The sequence below is a fragment of the Streptomyces sp. NPDC048565 genome (assembly GCF_040650935.1).
Taxonomy (GTDB): domain Bacteria; phylum Actinomycetota; class Actinomycetes; order Streptomycetales; family Streptomycetaceae; genus Streptomyces.
The window spans coordinates 1-15,236 of sequence record NZ_JBEZIH010000045.1 but is presented as its reverse complement, the minus strand read 5'-3'; the positions used below and the strand labels follow the sequence as shown (position 1 = coordinate 15,236).

14 protein-coding genes are annotated in these 15,236 nt (G+C 71.3%); 9 read left to right on the top strand and 5 right to left on the bottom strand.

Annotated features, from left to right (window positions below):
• The first annotated feature begins 7 nt into the window (after nucleotides 1–7).
• Complete coding sequence (locus AB0C75_RS34615; protein WP_362896296.1) at nucleotides 8–1,369, top strand: NAD(P)/FAD-dependent oxidoreductase; 1,362 nt, start codon at nucleotides 8–10, stop codon at nucleotides 1,367–1,369.
• Nucleotides 1,370–1,445: 76 nt separating this feature from the next.
• Here the strand turns inward: AB0C75_RS34615 and AB0C75_RS34610 are convergent, their stop codons facing one another.
• Both AB0C75_RS34610 and AB0C75_RS34605 read right to left on the bottom strand, forming a co-directional pair.
• Nucleotides 1,446–2,981 carry an ATP-dependent DNA ligase gene (locus AB0C75_RS34610; protein ID WP_362896294.1) on the bottom strand — a complete coding sequence of 512 codons (1,536 nt, stop codon included), beginning with the start codon at nucleotides 2,979–2,981 and terminating at the stop codon, nucleotides 1,446–1,448.
• A gap of 58 nt (nucleotides 2,982–3,039) precedes the next feature.
• A complete protein-coding gene (locus AB0C75_RS34605) occupies nucleotides 3,040–3,831 on the bottom strand; it encodes a metal-dependent hydrolase (RefSeq protein ID WP_362896292.1) in 792 nt (263 codons plus the stop codon).
• A 158-nt stretch (nucleotides 3,832–3,989) separates the two neighbouring features.
• Between AB0C75_RS34605 and AB0C75_RS34600 the strand changes: the two genes are divergently transcribed.
• Together AB0C75_RS34600 and AB0C75_RS34595 are read left to right on the top strand one after the other, a co-directional pair.
• Nucleotides 3,990–6,503 carry a DUF3516 domain-containing protein gene (locus tag AB0C75_RS34600; RefSeq protein ID WP_362896290.1) on the top strand — a complete coding sequence of 838 codons (2,514 nt, stop codon included), beginning with the start codon at nucleotides 3,990–3,992 and terminating at the stop codon, nucleotides 6,501–6,503.
• A gap of 43 nt (nucleotides 6,504–6,546) precedes the next feature.
• Entirely contained in the window at nucleotides 6,547–7,425 is an 879-nt protein-coding gene (locus tag AB0C75_RS34595) for an acyl-CoA thioesterase II (protein WP_362896288.1), read from the top strand.
• Nucleotides 7,426–7,443: 18 nt separating this feature from the next.
• On the opposite strand, the gene AB0C75_RS34590 is transcribed toward AB0C75_RS34595, so the two are convergent.
• Nucleotides 7,444–7,671: a DUF6011 domain-containing protein gene (locus AB0C75_RS34590; RefSeq protein ID WP_362896286.1), complete on the bottom strand. Its 228-nt coding sequence runs from the start codon at nucleotides 7,669–7,671 to the stop codon at nucleotides 7,444–7,446.
• 188 nt (nucleotides 7,672–7,859) lie between these two features.
• On the opposite strand from AB0C75_RS34590, the gene AB0C75_RS34585 reads away from it, so the two are divergent.
• From AB0C75_RS34585 to AB0C75_RS34575, 3 genes are read left to right on the top strand one after another with little or no spacing between them, the layout of a single operon-like run.
• Entirely contained in the window at nucleotides 7,860–9,215 is a 1,356-nt protein-coding gene (locus tag AB0C75_RS34585; RefSeq protein WP_362896284.1) for a chloride channel protein, read from the top strand.
• A complete protein-coding gene (locus tag AB0C75_RS34580; RefSeq protein WP_362896282.1) occupies nucleotides 9,212–9,763 on the top strand; it encodes a GNAT family N-acetyltransferase in 552 nt (183 codons plus the stop codon). The genes AB0C75_RS34585 and AB0C75_RS34580 overlap by 4 nt, the downstream gene beginning before the upstream one ends.
• Before the next feature lie 32 nt (nucleotides 9,764–9,795).
• Entirely contained in the window at nucleotides 9,796–10,284 is a 489-nt protein-coding gene (locus tag AB0C75_RS34575; RefSeq protein WP_362896280.1) for a glutathione peroxidase, read from the top strand.
• Nucleotides 10,285–10,426: 142 nt separating this feature from the next.
• Here the strand turns inward: AB0C75_RS34575 and AB0C75_RS34570 are convergent, their stop codons facing one another.
• The gene (locus AB0C75_RS34570; protein ID WP_362896278.1) at nucleotides 10,427–11,656 is read right to left on the bottom strand and encodes an acyl-CoA dehydrogenase family protein; all 1,230 of its coding nucleotides are present in this window, start codon (nucleotides 11,654–11,656) and stop codon (nucleotides 10,427–10,429) included.
• Nucleotides 11,657–11,831: 175 nt separating this feature from the next.
• Between AB0C75_RS34570 and AB0C75_RS34565 the strand changes: the two genes are divergently transcribed.
• Entirely contained in the window at nucleotides 11,832–12,482 is a 651-nt protein-coding gene (locus AB0C75_RS34565; protein WP_362896276.1) for a TetR family transcriptional regulator, read from the top strand.
• A gap of 31 nt (nucleotides 12,483–12,513) precedes the next feature.
• On the opposite strand, the gene def is transcribed toward AB0C75_RS34565, so the two are convergent.
• The gene (gene def / locus AB0C75_RS34560; protein WP_362896274.1) at nucleotides 12,514–13,068 is read right to left on the bottom strand and encodes a peptide deformylase; all 555 of its coding nucleotides are present in this window, start codon (nucleotides 13,066–13,068) and stop codon (nucleotides 12,514–12,516) included.
• A gap of 114 nt (nucleotides 13,069–13,182) precedes the next feature.
• Between def and AB0C75_RS34555 the strand changes: the two genes are divergently transcribed.
• Entirely contained in the window at nucleotides 13,183–14,421 is a 1,239-nt protein-coding gene (locus AB0C75_RS34555; RefSeq protein WP_031094061.1) for a MurT ligase domain-containing protein, read from the top strand.
• Nucleotides 14,422–14,455: 34 nt separating this feature from the next.
• Nucleotides 14,456–15,236, top strand: a 781-nt coding sequence (locus AB0C75_RS34550; RefSeq protein WP_362896272.1) for a hypothetical protein, incomplete at its 3' end; no start/stop codon positions are given.

Genomic DNA, 15,236 nt, shown 5'->3' with positions numbered 1-15,236 from the left:
GCACACCGTGGCACGACCCAGGATTCTCGTTGTCGGCGCCGGCTTTGCCGGGGTCGAGTGTGTGCGCCGGCTGGAGCGCACCCTCGCGCCCGGCGAGGCGGACATCGCGCTCGTCACCCCGTTCTCGTACCAGCTCTATCTGCCGTTGCTCCCTCAGGTCGCCTCCGGGGTACTGACCCCCCAGTCGGTCGCCGTGTCCCTGCGCCGAAGCCGGCGCCATCGCACCCGGATCGTGCCGGGCGGGGCCATCGGGGTGGACACGAAGGCGAAGGTCTGCGTCGTCCGCAAGATCACGGACGAGATCGTGAACGAGCCGTACGACTACATCGTGCTGGCCGCCGGCAGCGTCACCCGGACCTTCGACATCCCGGGTCTTGTCGAGAACGCCCGGGGCATGAAGACGCTCGCCGAGGCCGCCTACATCCGCGACCACGTCATCTCCCAGCTCGATCTGGCCGACGCCAGTCACGACGAGGCGGAGCGGGCCTCCCGGCTGCAGTTCGTGGTGGTGGGCGGCGGATACGCCGGTACGGAGACCGCGGCGAGCCTCCAGCTGCTCACCAGCAACGCGGTCAAGCACTACCCCAGGCTGGATCCGAAGCTGATCAAGTGGCATCTGATCGACATCGCGCCCAAGCTCATGCCCGAGCTCGGCGACAAGCTCGGTCTCAGCGCCCTGGAGATCCTGCGCAAGCGGGGTATCGAGGTCTCGCTCGGCGTGTCCGTGGCCGAGGCATCGCCGGACAAGGTGACCTTCACGGACGGCCGGGTACTGCCCTGCCGCACGCTGATCTGGACCGCGGGCGTCGCGGCGAGTCCGCTCATCGCCACACTGGACGCCGAGACGGTACGCGGCCGGCTCGCCGTGACTCCGGAGATGACCCTGCCCGGCAACGGCGGAGTGTTCGCGCTCGGTGACGCGGCGGCGGTGCCCGACCTGGCCAAGGGCGACGGGGCGGTCTGCCCGCCCACCGCGCAGCACGCCATGCGCCAGGGCCGCAGGCTCGCGGACAACATCCTCGCGTCCCTGCGCGGCCGTCCGCTCCAGCCGTACGTCCACAAGGACCTGGGTCTTGTGGTGGACCTCGGTGGCGGGGACGCGGTGTCCAGGCCGCTGGGCGTAGAGCTGAGGGGCATGCCGGCGCAGGCGGCGGCGCGCGGCTACCACTGGGCGGCGCTGCGGACGAACGTCGCGAAGACCCGGGTCATGACCAACTGGCTGCTCAACGCGGTCGCCGGTGACGACTTCGTGCGTACGGGGTTCCAGTCACGCAAGCCGGCCACCCTGCGCGACTTCGAGTACACCGACGCCTATCTCACGGCGGAGGAGATCCGCGCGCACACCGCGGACGCGCGGGCCCGCGGCTGATCCGGGTGGCCCGCCCCGGCCGGGTCAGGTCGGGGCGGGTCGGGGCGGTCAGGACCCGGCCGGGGGGCAGGCCGGGTCAGGTCCGTTGCGAGAGGACCGCGTCGACGGTGTCCGCGTCCTCGGCCCTCTTGTCCTCGCGGTAGCGCAGCACACGGGCGAAGCGCAGTGTGACGCCTGCCGGGTAGCGGGTGGAGCTCTGGAGTCCGTCGTAGGCGATCTCCACGACGAGTTCGGGGCGCACGGTCACCACGTGCCCGTCGTCGCCGGTGGCCAGCTCCCGCAGGCGTTCGGTCTGCCAGGTGAGCAGGGCGTCCGTGAGCCCCTTGAAGGTCTTGCCGAGCATCGCGAACGTACCGTCGTCCCGCCGTGCCCCAAGGTGCAGGTTGGAGAGCTTGCCGGTGCGTCTGCCATGGCCCCACTCGGCGGCGAGCACCACGAGGTCCAGGGTGTGCACGGGTTTCACCTTCAGCCAGGAGGCGCCCCGGCGGCCCGCGCTGTACGCCGCCGTGCCCCCCTTGACGACGACGCCCTCGTGGCCCCGTGCCAGCGTCTCATCGGAGAACGCCACCGCGGCCTCGCGCTGCGGCGCGTCTGTGGGGTCGTCCACGGTGACACGCCGTACGCGCATGGGTCCCGGTACCAGCGCGGCCAGCTCCTGGTGGCGCGCGGAGAAGGGGAGGTCGAGGAGTTCACGGCCGTCGACGAGGAGCACGTCGAAGAAGACGGGCACCACGGGAACGGCATCGGCCGCCGTGGCGACGTCGCGCCGGGATCCCACCCGGCCCGCGGTCTCCTGGAAGGGGCGGGGCCTCCCGTCGGCACCGAGCGCGATCACCTCTCCGTCCAGGATGAACCGGTCGGCGGGGAAGCCGCTCACCGCGGCGGCGAGTTCGGGGAGCCGGCCGGTGATGTCGTCGAGCGTGCGGGTGTAGACGCGCACCCGGTCCCCGTCCCGGTGCACCTGTACGCGAATGCCGTCCAGCTTCTCCTCGACGACGCAGGGCCCCAGCCGGTCGATCGCCTCGGTCACCGAGCGGGCGGTGTGCGCCAGCATGGGCTGGACGGGACGGCCGACGGTGAGCCGGAAGGAGGCGAGCACCCCGGGGCCGTCCGCGAGGAGCCCGCGGGCGACGGGGCCGAGCGATCCGGCGAGCATGACGGCGCGCCGTACCTCCGCGGCCGGTGCTCCGGCTGCGTCGGCCAGGGCGTCGACGGCGACGGCGTCCAGCGCGCCCTGCCGCACCTCGCCGGTGAGCAGTGCGCGCAGGAAGCGCTGCTCACCGGCGGTGGCGGCGCCGAGCAGCCGTGCCAGCCGCTCCCTGCGGGCCGCCTGCGAGCCGGGACCTGTGAGGGCTCCGATCGCCGTCAGCGCCGCGTCGGTCTCCGTCACGGTCAGGGTGGGGGCGTCGGCGGGCGTCACCTCGTGGCGCAGGGCGCTCCAGCCGATCCCGAGCCTGCCCTGCGGGAGGCGTCCTGCGAGATAGGGGATGACGACCGGGACGTCGTCGGGCCCTGCCTCCCGGAAGAGTCCGGCCAGCAGCGCGGTCTTCCGGCTACGGGCCGACGTCGCGGCGACCTCGATGGACACGTGGGCGAGCCGGGCGAGCAGCATGCCGCCCATGGTGCTACGGCGGAGGGCGCACCGCCCCCCGGGGGGGGAGGCCGGGGCGTCAGACGACGTTGAGTGCGGCGATGCCGCCGATCGCGCCGAGGATCATGAAGACGGGCATCAGCACCTTGATCTCGACCCAGCTGCCGGCCCTGAACCGCATGACCTTCGGCGGGCCGATGGGGTACCAGCGCTTGCGGCCCAGCGGGATGGGCCACAGGATCGGGCAGCCCGAGACCGTCAGGGCGTCGCCGATGTCGTGGACGAGGGCGCCGAGCACGATCGGGATCCCCAGCCAGAGGTACTCCTGGCCGGCCCCGCTGAACAGCCAGTCGGAGCCGTTGCCCGGCTGGTCGAGGACTCCGGCGAGGATCCAGGCGCTGGTGGCGCCCAGCAGCCAGACGAGGACGTCGCTCGAGACCCGGGCCGCCCGCCACAGCAGGCCTTCCACGGCGAGCACGAGGTGGACGAAGAGGATGGCCAGGACCGCCCACCGGCCGCCGAAGATGGCGGCGGCGGAGCATCCGGCGCCGATCAGCACCGCCCAGAGCCAGGTGTGGGTCAGGGTGCGGTGGCCGCCGGTCCTGCGCGGGTCACCGGCACCCCGGGTGGCCTTGTAGACGGTGTACGAGAGCTTGTCGACTATCTCGCAGACCGCCTTGGAGACCGGTCCGAAGGCCCGGGAGATCGTGGCCGACTTGTGGTCGAGGTCCGGGGCGAGCGCGGCACCGGCGGTGATCAGAGCCCCCACGACCAGGACGGGCCAGGGCATCGTGTGGCCCGCGGCCTTGGCCGCCGCACCCACCCCCAGCCAGGCCGCCGCTCCTGACAGAGAGTGTGCCGGTCCCATCATGGCTGTTTCCCGCCCCCATCGTGATGTCGGCCGTGTGTCCAGGCCGGGCCGCCATTGCCTGTGTGAGGCAGCCGAGTTGAGTGGGAAGCGTATCGTCCGTGATCTTCGCCGGGTCCGCCGGTTCCCTCATCCGGGCCGGGGGCATGCAAGATGGGGGCGTGACCCTTATCGATCAGCTGCCCCCGACCGCCGACCCGGACGCCCTCTTCGAGGCCTTCTCGTCATGGACCGAATCGCAGGGCATCACCCTCTATCCGGCTCAGGAGGAGGCGCTGATCGAGGTGGTCTCGGGGGCGAACGTGATCCTTTCCACGCCCACGGGCTCCGGAAAGAGCCTGGTCGCGGCGGGTGCGCACTTCACCGCGCTGGCCCAGGACAAGGTCACGTTCTACAGCGCGCCCATCAAGGCGCTGGTCTCGGAGAAGTTCTTCGACCTGTGCAAGCTCTTCGGCACGGAGAACGTCGGCATGCTGACCGGCGACGCCTCGGTCAACGCCGACGCGCCCGTCATCTGCTGCACCGCCGAGGTGCTCGCCTCGATCGCGCTGCGCGACGGCAAGTACGCCGACATCGGCCAGGTCGTGATGGACGAGTTCCACTTCTATGCGGAGCCCGACCGCGGCTGGGCCTGGCAGATCCCGATCCTGGAGCTCCCGCAGGCCCAGTTCGTCCTGATGTCGGCCACCCTCGGCGATGTCAAGATGTTCGAGGAGGACCTGACCCGCCGCACCGGCCGCCCGACGTCCGTGGTGCGCTCCGCGACCCGTCCCGTGCCGCTCAGCTACGAGTACCGGCTGACGCCGATCACGGAGACGCTCACCGAGCTGCTCGACACCCGGCAGTCGCCCGTCTACATCGTGCACTTCACGCAGGCCGCCGCGGTGGAGCGGGCCCAGTCGCTGATGAGCATCAACATGTGCACGAAGGAGGAGAAGGAGAAGATCGCCGACCTGATCGGCAGCTTCCGCTTCACCACCAAGTTCGGCCAGAACCTCTCCCGCTACGTGCGGCACGGGATCGGGGTGCACCACGCGGGCATGCTCCCCAAGTACCGCCGCCTCGTCGAGAAGCTGGCACAGGCGGGCCTGCTGAAGGTCATCTGCGGCACGGACACGCTGGGCGTCGGTGTCAACGTCCCCATCCGTACGGTGCTGTTCACCGCCCTCACCAAGTACGACGGCACCCGCGTGCGCACCCTGCGCGCCCGTGAGTTCCACCAGATCGCCGGCCGCGCGGGCCGCGCCGGGTTCGACACGGCGGGCTTCGTCGTCGCGCAGGCCCCCGAGCACGTCATCGAGAACGAGAAGGCCGTCAAGAAGGCGGGCGACGACCCCAAGAAGAAGCGCAAGGTGGTCCGCAAGAAGGCCCCCGAGGGCTTCGTCGCCTGGTCGGAGACCACCTTCGACAAGCTGATCCAGTCCGAGCCCGAGCCGCTGACCTCGCGCTTCCGGGTCACACACACGATGCTGCTCGCGGTGATCGCCCGCCCGGGCAACGCCTTCGACGCGATGCGCCATCTGCTGGAGGACAACCACGAGCCGCGCAGGGCGCAGCTGAGGCACATCCGCCGGGCCATCGCGATCTACCGTTCGCTGCTCGACGGCGGTGTCGTGGAGCAGCTGGAGACGCCCGACGCCGAGGGCAGGATCGTGCGGCTGACCGTCGACCTCCAGCAGGACTTCGCGCTCAACCAGCCGCTCTCCACCTTCGCGCTGGCCGCCTTCGACCTGCTGGACGTCGAGTCCCCTTCGTACGCCCTGGACATGGTCTCCGTCGTCGAGTCGACGCTCGACGACCCGCGGCAGATCCTGGCCGCCCAGCAGAACAAGGCGCGGGGCGAGGCCATCGGACAGATGAAGGCGGACGGCGTCGAGTACGAGGAGCGGATGGAGCGGCTCCAGGAGGTCACGTACCCCAAGCCGCTGAGCGAGCTGCTCTGGCACGCGTACGACGTGTACCGCACGAGCCACCCGTGGGTCAGTGACCACCCGGTGTCGCCGAAGTCGGTGATCCGGGACATGTACGAACGCGCCATGACCTTCACCGAGTTCACCTCGAACTACGAGCTGGCCCGCACCGAGGGCATCGTGCTGCGCTATCTGGCCAGTGCGTACAAGGCCCTGGAGCACACCATCCCGGACGATCTGAAGTCCGAGGACCTGGAGGACCTGATCGCCTGGCTCGGCGAGATGGTGCGTCAGGTGGACTCCAGTCTGCTGGACGAGTGGGAGCAGCTGGCCAACCCGGAGGTGGAGACGGCTGAGCAGGCGCAGGAGCGGGCCGACGAGGTCAAGCCGGTCACGGCCAACTCCCGTGCCTTCCGGGTCCTGGTCCGCAACGCCATGTTCCGCCGGGTGGAGCTGGCCGCTCTGGACCGCGTCCGTGACCTGGGCGAGCTGGACGCCGACTCCGGCTGGGACGAGGACGCCTGGGGCGAGGCGATGGACGCCTACTGGGACGCGCACGAGGACCTGGGCACGGGCCCGGACGCGCGCGGCCCGAAACTGCTGAAGATCGACGAGGAGCCGGAGCGCGGTCTGTGGCGGGTGTGGCAGGCGTTCGCCGACCCCGCGGGCGACCACGACTGGGGAATCAGCGCGGAGGTCGATCTCGCGGCCTCCGACGAGGAGGGCCGGGCAGTCGTCCGGGTCACGGCCGTGGGCCAGCTGTGACGGCGCCCAGGGCCCATGAGCCAGGAGACTGGAGAACAACCGCATGACGACGAACCCCGCCGACAGCCTGGTCGACCTGCTCGACCTGGAGCGGATCGAGGTCAACATCTTCCGTGGCCGCAGCCCCGACGAGTCCCTGCAACGGGTCTTCGGCGGGCAGGTCGCGGGTCAGGCGCTGGTCGCCGCGGGCCGGACGACCGACGGGGACCGCCCCGTCCACTCGCTGCACGCCTACTTCCTGCGTCCGGGCCGTCCCGGTGTGCCGATCGTCTACGACGTGGAGCGGGTGCGGGACGGCCGGTCCTTCACCACGCGCCGGGTCACGGCCGTGCAGCAGGGCCGGACGATCTTCAATCTGACGGCGTCCTTCCACCGCCCCGAGGAGGCCGGCTTCGAGCACCAGCTGCCGCCCGCCCGTGTGGTGCCGGGTCCTGAGGAGCTGCCGACGGTCTCCGACGAGGTGCGCGAGCACCTGGGCGGGCTGCCTGAGGCGCTGGAACGGATGGCGCGGCGCCAGCCCTTCGACATCCGCTATGTCGACCGGCTGCGCTGGACGCGTGAGGAGATCGAGGGCGCGGACCCGCGCAGCGCGGTGTGGATGCGCGCGGTCGGCCCGCTGGGCGACGACCCGCTGGTGCACACCTGCGCGCTGACGTACGCGAGCGACATGACGCTGCTGGACGCCGTGCGCATCCCGGTCGAGCCGCTGTGGGGTCCGCGCGGCTTCGACATGGCGTCGCTGGACCACGCCATGTGGTTCCACCGGCCGTTCCGGGCCGACGAGTGGTTCCTGTACGACCAGGAGTCGCCGATCGCCACGGGCGGGCGTGGGCTGGCCCGGGGACGGATCTACGACCGTCAGGGGCAGTTGCTGGTGTCCGTGGTGCAGGAGGGGCTGTTCCGCCGTCTCGACGGCGCGTAGCCCGGTGGCCGGGGTCGCTCAGGTGCCTGGCAGTGGGTCCTGATCGACCTCGTGGCGTCGGGCCCTGATGTCCGGACCCGCCGGGTGCAGCTTGGCGTCACAGGCCGGGCCGAGCCCGGTACGGCGTGATTCCACGCCCGTGAGAGGGCGCCCGCACAGTGCGCAGCGCACCGGACGGCGGGGGGCCGTCCGCGCGGGCTCGGCCGGCGGTTCGGGAAAGCCGGGAAAGGGCTCGGAGGACTCCACCGGAGGATCATCTCAAGCCGGAGCCCCGGTTCGTACGGCCGGTGGCGGCGGACGGGGAGCTCGGTCGGAATCGCCACTCGCCCGCAGTGGGTACATCACGGACATAGCGCCACATCGTGGTATCACCGTGTGGATCCCGGCGGGACAGTGTGTCCAGGCCGGGGCCCGACGCGGAGGAGACCATGACGATGTCGGCCGAACCCGGGGCAGCAGCCGGGCCCGAGCACCCGGATCCTCTCGTCGTCGTACGCAGCCGGAGGTACGTGGTCCTGCTGGTCGTCGTGGCGTTCCTCGGAGTCCCCGTCTCCGCGGCCGCGTTCGGCTTCCTGGCCCTCGTGCACAAGATCCAGTCGCTGACCTACGACGATCTGCCCCGGGCCCTGGGGTTCGACGGCACACCTCTGTGGTGGCCTGTGCCGCTGCTCGCCCTGGCCGGTCTGCTGACCGGGCTGACGATCCGCCATCTCCCGGGCAGGGGCGGGAGCAGCCCGGCCGACGGCATGGCGCACTCGGGCGCGCCGGCCGCTGCGGAGCTCCCGGGCATCGCGCTCGCCGCACTGACCTCGTTCGGGCTCGGCGCGGTGCTCGGACCAGAGGCGCCGCTGATCGCCCTCGGCGGCGGGCTGGCCGTGTACGCGGTGCGTCTGGTCAGGCCGGGCATCGCGCCGTCCGCGGGCGCCATGGTGGCGGCAGCGGGGAGCTTCGCCGCCGTCAGCACCTTGCTGGGTTCGCCGCTCCTCGGCGCGTTCCTGCTGATGGAGGCGTCGGGGCTCGCCGGGATGACGCTCGGCCTGGTGCTCGTACCCGGGCTGCTGGCGTCCGGCGTCGGCTCGCTCATCTTCATCGGGCTGGGATCGTGGACCGGCCTCGGAACGTACTCCCTGGCGCTGCCCGGAGTGCCGCACGCCTCGGACCCCACCCTGGCCGGATTCGGCTGGGCGATCGTCCTGGGCGCCGCCGCGGCCCTCGTCGGCACCGGGATCAGGCGGCTGTCCCTGACGCTCCGGGAGCGGACCGGACGGCGGACCGTGCCCTCGACCGTCGTGATGGGCCTGGCCGTCGGGGTGCTGGCGCTCCTGTACGCGGAGAGCACCGGCCAGGACGCGTCCCAGGTGCTCTACTCGGGCCAGGACGCCCTCGGCCCGCTGCTCACCACGGGCACGGGCCTGTCGCTCGCCACGCTCCTGACCCTCCTGGTCTGCAAGGGGCTCGCGTACTGTGTGTCGCTGAGCAGCTTCAGGGGCGGGCCCATCTTCCCGTCCATGTTCATCGGGGCGACGGGCGGCCTCGCGCTGTCCCATCTGCCGGGCCTGGACACCACTTCGGGCTTCGCCATGGGCATCGGGGCCATGTGCGTGGCGATGCTGAGGCTTCCGATGACATCGGTGCTGCTGGCCACCCTGCTGCTGGGATCGGCGGGCATCACGGTGATGCCGCTGGTCATCGTGGCGGTGGTGGTCTCGTACGTACTCGTGCTCAGGCTCGACCGCCCGCCGGGCACCGGTGACTCCCCTGCCGCGCCTGTGAAAGGACCCGATTCATGACCCAGATCGTCCCCGTGTCCGGCCCCGAACTGGTCACGTACGCCGATGAACTGGCAGCCCTGCTGATCGAGGCCGTGGAGGGCGGCGCGTCGGTCGGGTTCCTCGCCCCGCTGGACCGGGAGACGGCGGCCGTCTGGTGGCGGGAGCGGGCTGCCGAGGTCGAGTCGGGGAGCCACCGGATCTGGATCGCCCGGGACGACGAGCGGCTGGCGGGCACGATCTGCCTGGTCAAGGCGGCCATGCCCAACGCCCGCCATCGCGCGGAGGTCGCCAAGCTCATCGTCAGGCCGTCGGCCAGGGGCCGGGGGGTGGGCCGGGGCCTGCTCACCGCCGTCGAACGGTGGGCGGCCGACGAGGGGCTGACGCTGCTGGTGCTCGACACCGAGACGGGAAGCGACGCCGAGCGCCTCTACGCCTCGGCGGGCTGGGTCCCCTGCGGCTCCGTCCCCGAGTACGCGGCGGACCCGCACGGCACGCTCAGGGGAACCACCTTCTACTACCGGACACTCGGCCCGCGTGAAGCCTCCCCGCAGGGGCCGTCACAATGAGAGGGACGCCACCGCCACCGAGGAGACATCCCATGACGCTGCACGACATCCCGCTCCGTACGCTCACCGGCGAGCCGACGACCCTGGGTGCCTACGAGGGCTCCGCCGTCCTGCTGGTGAACGTCGCCTCCAAGTGCGGGCTCACCCCGCAGTACGCCGGCCTGGAGAAGCTCCAGAAGGAGTACGGGGAGCGCGGGTTCACGGTTCTGGGCGTGCCCTGCAACCAGTTCGCGGGCCAGGAGCCCGGCACGGCGGAGGAGATCCAGACATTCTGCTCCACGACGTACGGGGTCAGCTTCCCGCTGCTGGAGAAGACCGACGTCAACGGTGAGAGCCGGCACCCGCTCTACGCGGAGCTGGCGAAGCTCGCCGACGCCGACGGCGCGGCCGGTGATATCCAGTGGAACTTCGAGAAGTTCTTGATCTCTCCGGCCGGCGAGCCGGTCGCCCGGATCCGCCCCCGCACCGAGCCGGACGCACCCGAGGTCGTCGCGGCCATCGAGGCGCAGCTGCCGCGGTAGTCGCCGCACAGCACGAGGGGGCCGGACCGCGGCTGCGGTCCGGCCCCCTCGACGTGTTCCTGGGGCGTGTTTCGAAAGTCCCGCCTGCCCGGCGACGCCGGGCCCGCCCTTCGGGCGGACGGCGCTACTTTCGAAACGCGCCCTAGCGGATCGGCATCCCTGACAGGGTGCGGGCGATCACCAGGCGCTGGATCTCGCTCGTCCCCTCGAAGATGGTGTAGATCGCGGCGTCCCGGTGCATGCGCTCGACCGGGTACTCGCGGGTGAAGCCGTTGCCGCCGAGGATCTGCACGGCCTGGGCGGTGACCGTCTTCGCCGTCTCGCTCGCGTAGAGCTTCGACATCGAGCCCTCGGCCGCGGTGAACTGCTTGCCGGCGCTCGCCATCCAGGAGGCGCGCCAGACGAGGAGGCGCGCGGCGTCGATCTGCGTACGCATGTCGGCCAGCTGGAAGGCGATGCCCTGGTTGTCGATGATCGGGCGGCCGAACTGGGTCCGCGTCTTCGCGTAGTCCAGCGCGACCTCGTAGGCGGCGCGGGCGGTGCCGACCGCCATGGCTCCGACGGCCGGGCGGGAGGCCTCGAAGGTCGCCATGGCCGCGTTCTTGACCCGCTCGCCACCGCCGGCCCTGGCGCGCTCACGGGCGCGGGCGAGGCGCTCGTCGAGCTTCTCCTTGCCGCCGAGCAGGCAGTGGCCGGGGATACGGACGTCCTCAAGGACGACCTCGGCGGTGTGCGAGGCGCGGATGCCGTGCTTCTTGAACTTCTGTCCCTGCGAGAGGCCGGGGGTGGCCGGCGGGACGATGAAGGAGGCGTGGCCCTTGGAGCCCAGATCCGGGTCGACGACGGCGACGACGACGTGGACGTTGGCGATACCGCCGTTGGTCGCCCAGGTCTTGGTGCCGTTGAGCACCCACTCGTCCTTGGCCTCGTCGTACACCGCGCGGGTACGCATGGAGGCCACGTCCGAGCCCGCGTCCGGCTCGGACGAGCAGAAGGCGGCGAGCTTCACATCGGCCGCGTCCCCGTACATCTGGGGTATCCAGGTGCCGATCTGCTCCTCGGTGCCGTTGGCGAGGACGCCGACGGCCGCGAGGCCCGTGCCGACGATCGACAGGGCGATGCCCGCGTCACCCCAGAAGAGTTCCTCCATGGCCATGGGGATGCCGAGGCCCGTGGGGTCGAAGAACTGCTGGGCGTAGAAGTCGAGGCTGTAGATGCCTACCTTGGCCGCCTCCTGGATGACGGGCCACGGCGTCTCCTCACGCTCGTCCCACTCCGAAGCGGCCGGCCTGATCACCTCGGCGGCAAATCCGTGCAGCCAGTCACGGACCTGCTTCTGGTCGTCGTTGAGCTCGAGCGTGAACTCGGCCATGGTTTCCTCCATGCACTTCCGGATAAACCCGTTACTAGCGGTAACAACAGTCTGTTACCAGCAAGTAGCCTCTGTCAACCGCTGAGCTGCGGATCCGCACTCGGCAGACCAGGGTGTTACGTTGCCCGGGCGTGACGAGATCGCAGGACAGCCGGGTGGGGCGGGAGAACACGACATGGAGACCACAAGAGGGGCCGCACGGCAGCGGACAGCGGCCGAGAGACGCCGCCGCGAGCTGCTCGAAGCCGCGGACCGAGTGGTACTCAGGGACGGCCCGAAAGCGTCGATGAACGCGATCGCCGCAGAGGCCGGGATCACCAAGCCCATCCTCTACCGGCACTTCGGCGACAAGGGCGGACTCTACCGGGCGCTCGCCAAACGCCACACCGACGCGCTGCTGAGCGCCCTGCGGGCAGCGCTCGACGCGCCGTCCGAGCGCCGCCGGCGGGTCGAGTCGACTCTGGACACCTATCTCGCGGCGATCGAGGCACGCCCCCAGGTCTACCGCTTCCTGATGCACCCGTCCGACGACGCCGCCCCCGTGCCCGAGCAGGGTTTCGACGTCGGCCGGCACTCCGCGCCGCTGCTGCGCCGCCTCGGCGAGGAGCTGGGGAAGGTGATCGCGGAGCGGGTCGACCTCGGCCCCGACAGCGAGCAGATGGCCCGCATCTGGGGACACGGCATCGTCGGCATGATGCACGCGGCCGGCGACTGGTGGCTGGGCGACCGGCCGTGCTCGCGCGAGCAGCTCGTACGCAGCCTCGCCGATCTGCTCTGGGGCAGGCTCGCCGACGCCGGTGACCTGCCCGGCGGCCCGGGGTTCTGACCGCCGGCGGCCGGTCGCCCGCGTACCGGGGTCAGGCCTCGCCCGCCGCGCGCCCCCAGGGCGCCCGCCGGGCGGCGCGCAGCGCCCTGGCGCGGCGCAGTCCGGTCAGCCGGTCCGTGTAGACCTGGCCGTCGAGGTGGTCGCACTCGTGCTGGAGGCAGCGGGCGAACCAGCCGGTGCCGGCGATCCGTACGGGCTCGCCCGTCACTCTCCGTCCCTCGACCACCGCATGGTCGAAACGCGGAGTGCTCGCCTCAAGGCCCGGGAGCGAGAGGCAGCCCTCAGCTCCACGTACGGTGATGCCGTCCGCCTCGACGAGCACCGGATTGACGACATGGCCCAGGTGCCGGACCTCGTCGTCGTCCGGACAGTCGAAGACGAACACCCTGAGGGGGAAGCCGATCTGGTTGGCGGCGAGCCCCACACCGTTCGCGGCGTACATCGTGGCGAACATGTCCTGCACGAGCCGGGCGAGCGACGGGCCGAAGTCGGTGACGTCGTCGCACGGCCGGTGGAGCACCGGGGCGCCGAGCAGACTCATGGCACGAACGCGTCCGGAACTGCCGGGGATCGGGCGGTTTCGCATGGAGAGAAGCGTACGTTCCACGTGACCTCCACGATCCCCGTGGTGCCGAGGTGCGGTCGGCGCGCCGGACATCGATAGGCTGGGCGCGGACTTACGCAAGGAGGATCTAGGACGATGGCAGGCAACACGGAACCGTTGTCGCCGCGGGCCAAGCTCGCCGTGACGGCGGGCAAGGCGGCGGCGGCGGTGTCGCGCGCTGCGGGGCGTGGCAGCGGATCGGTGATCGGCGGCCGGGTGGCGCTCAAGCTCGACCCCGACCTGCTCGGGCGGCTGGCGCAGCACCTGGACGTGATCCTCGTGTCCGCGACGAACGGCAAGACGACGACGACCCGGCTGATCGCGGAGGCGCTGACGGCCGCGGGGCCCGTCGTGTCGAACGCGCTCGGAGCCAACATGCCGGCGGGGATCACCTCCGCGCTGGCCGGGGGCTCGGACGCGCGGTACGGCGTGATCGAGGTCGACGAGAAGTACCTCGCGGGTGTGGCACGCGACACGACACCGAAGGTGATCGCGCTGCTCAACCTCTCCCGCGACCAGCTGGACCGCGCGGCGGAGACCCGGATGCTGGCCGAGAAGTGGCGGGAGGGCCTCTCGGGCTCCAAGGCCGTGATCGTGGCCAACGCCGACGACCCGCTGATCGTCTGGGCCGCCTCCTCGTCCCCCAACGTGGTGTGGGTGGCGGCCGGACAGGCGTGGAAGGACGACGCCTGGTCCTGCCCGTCCTGCGGCGGTGTGATGCAGCGCCCGGGTGACGACTGGTTCTGCGGCGAGTGCGGTTTCCGCCGACCCGCTCCCAGCTGGGCGCTGAACGGCGACTACGTCCTGGACCCGCACGGTTCCGCGTGGCCGATCCACCTCCAGCTGCCGGGCCGGGCCAACAAGGCCAACGCCACGAGCTCGGCGGCCGTGGCCGCGGTCTTCGGCGTGCCGCCACAGGTCGCCCTGGAGCGCATGTATCAGGTGCAGGCCGTGGCGGGCCGTTACGACGTCGTCACCTTCCTCGGCCGTGAGCTCCGGCTCCTGCTGGCGAAGAACCCGGCTGGCTGGCTCGAAACGTTTTCCCTGATCGACCCGCCGCCGACCCCGGTGATCCTCTCGGTCAACGCCCGCGGCGCCGACGGCACGGACACCTCCTGGCTGTGGGACGTCGACTACACCCAGCTCTACGGTCACCCGATCTTCGTGCTCGGTGACCGCAAGCTGGACCTCGCGGTCCGGCTGGAGGTGGCCGGCCTTGACTTCCGTGTCTGCGAGACCCTGGACGAGGCCGTCCAGATGGCCCCGCCCGGCCGCATCGAGGTCATCGCCAACTACACCGCCTTCCAGGATCTGCGCCGTCGTGTCGGCAACTGACCCCCGCGCGGGCAACCCCCGGAGAGGACGAAGCATGAGCAACAACAGCCTGCGGCTGGTGTGGGTCTACCCCGACCTCCTCAGCACCTACGGCGACCAGGGCAACGCCCTGGTGGTGGAGCGCCGGGCGCGGCAGCGCGGCCTCGACGTGGCGCGCGTGGACGTGCGCAGCGACCAGCCCGTCCCGACGTCGGGCGACATCTATCTGATCGGTGGCGGCGAGGACCGGCCGCAGCGGCTCGCCTCGGAGCGGCTGCGCCGTGACGGCGGACTGAACAGGGCTGCGGCGAACGGCGCGATCATCTTCTCGGTCTGCGCGGGCTACCAGATCCTCGGCCACGAGTTCGTCAACGACCTCGGCGAGCGCGAGGCGGGTCTCGGGCTGCTCGACGTCGTCTCGACCCGGGGCGAGGGCGCCCGGTGCGTCGGCGATGTGCTCGGCGACATCGACCCGCGTCTGGGACTGCCGCCGCTGACCGGTTTCGAGAACCACCAGGGCGTCACCCACCTCGGCCCGTCGGCCCGTCCGTTCGCCCAGGTGCGTCTCGGCCGGGGCAACGGCACGGGTGACGGCACGGAGGGCGCGTACAACGACACCGTCTTCGGCACGTACATGCACGGCCCGGTCCTGGCACGCAACCCGCTGATCGCGGACCTGCTGCTGAAGCTGGCCCTCGATGTGAACGCCCTGCCGCCGAGCGACGACCGGTGGTACGAGGCGCTGCGCGCCGAGCGGATCGCCGCGGCGACCCAGCCGGCCTGCGCCGGAGTTCGGCCAGCTCCGCCAGATTCCAGGCCGCCGAGCCGACCACGCT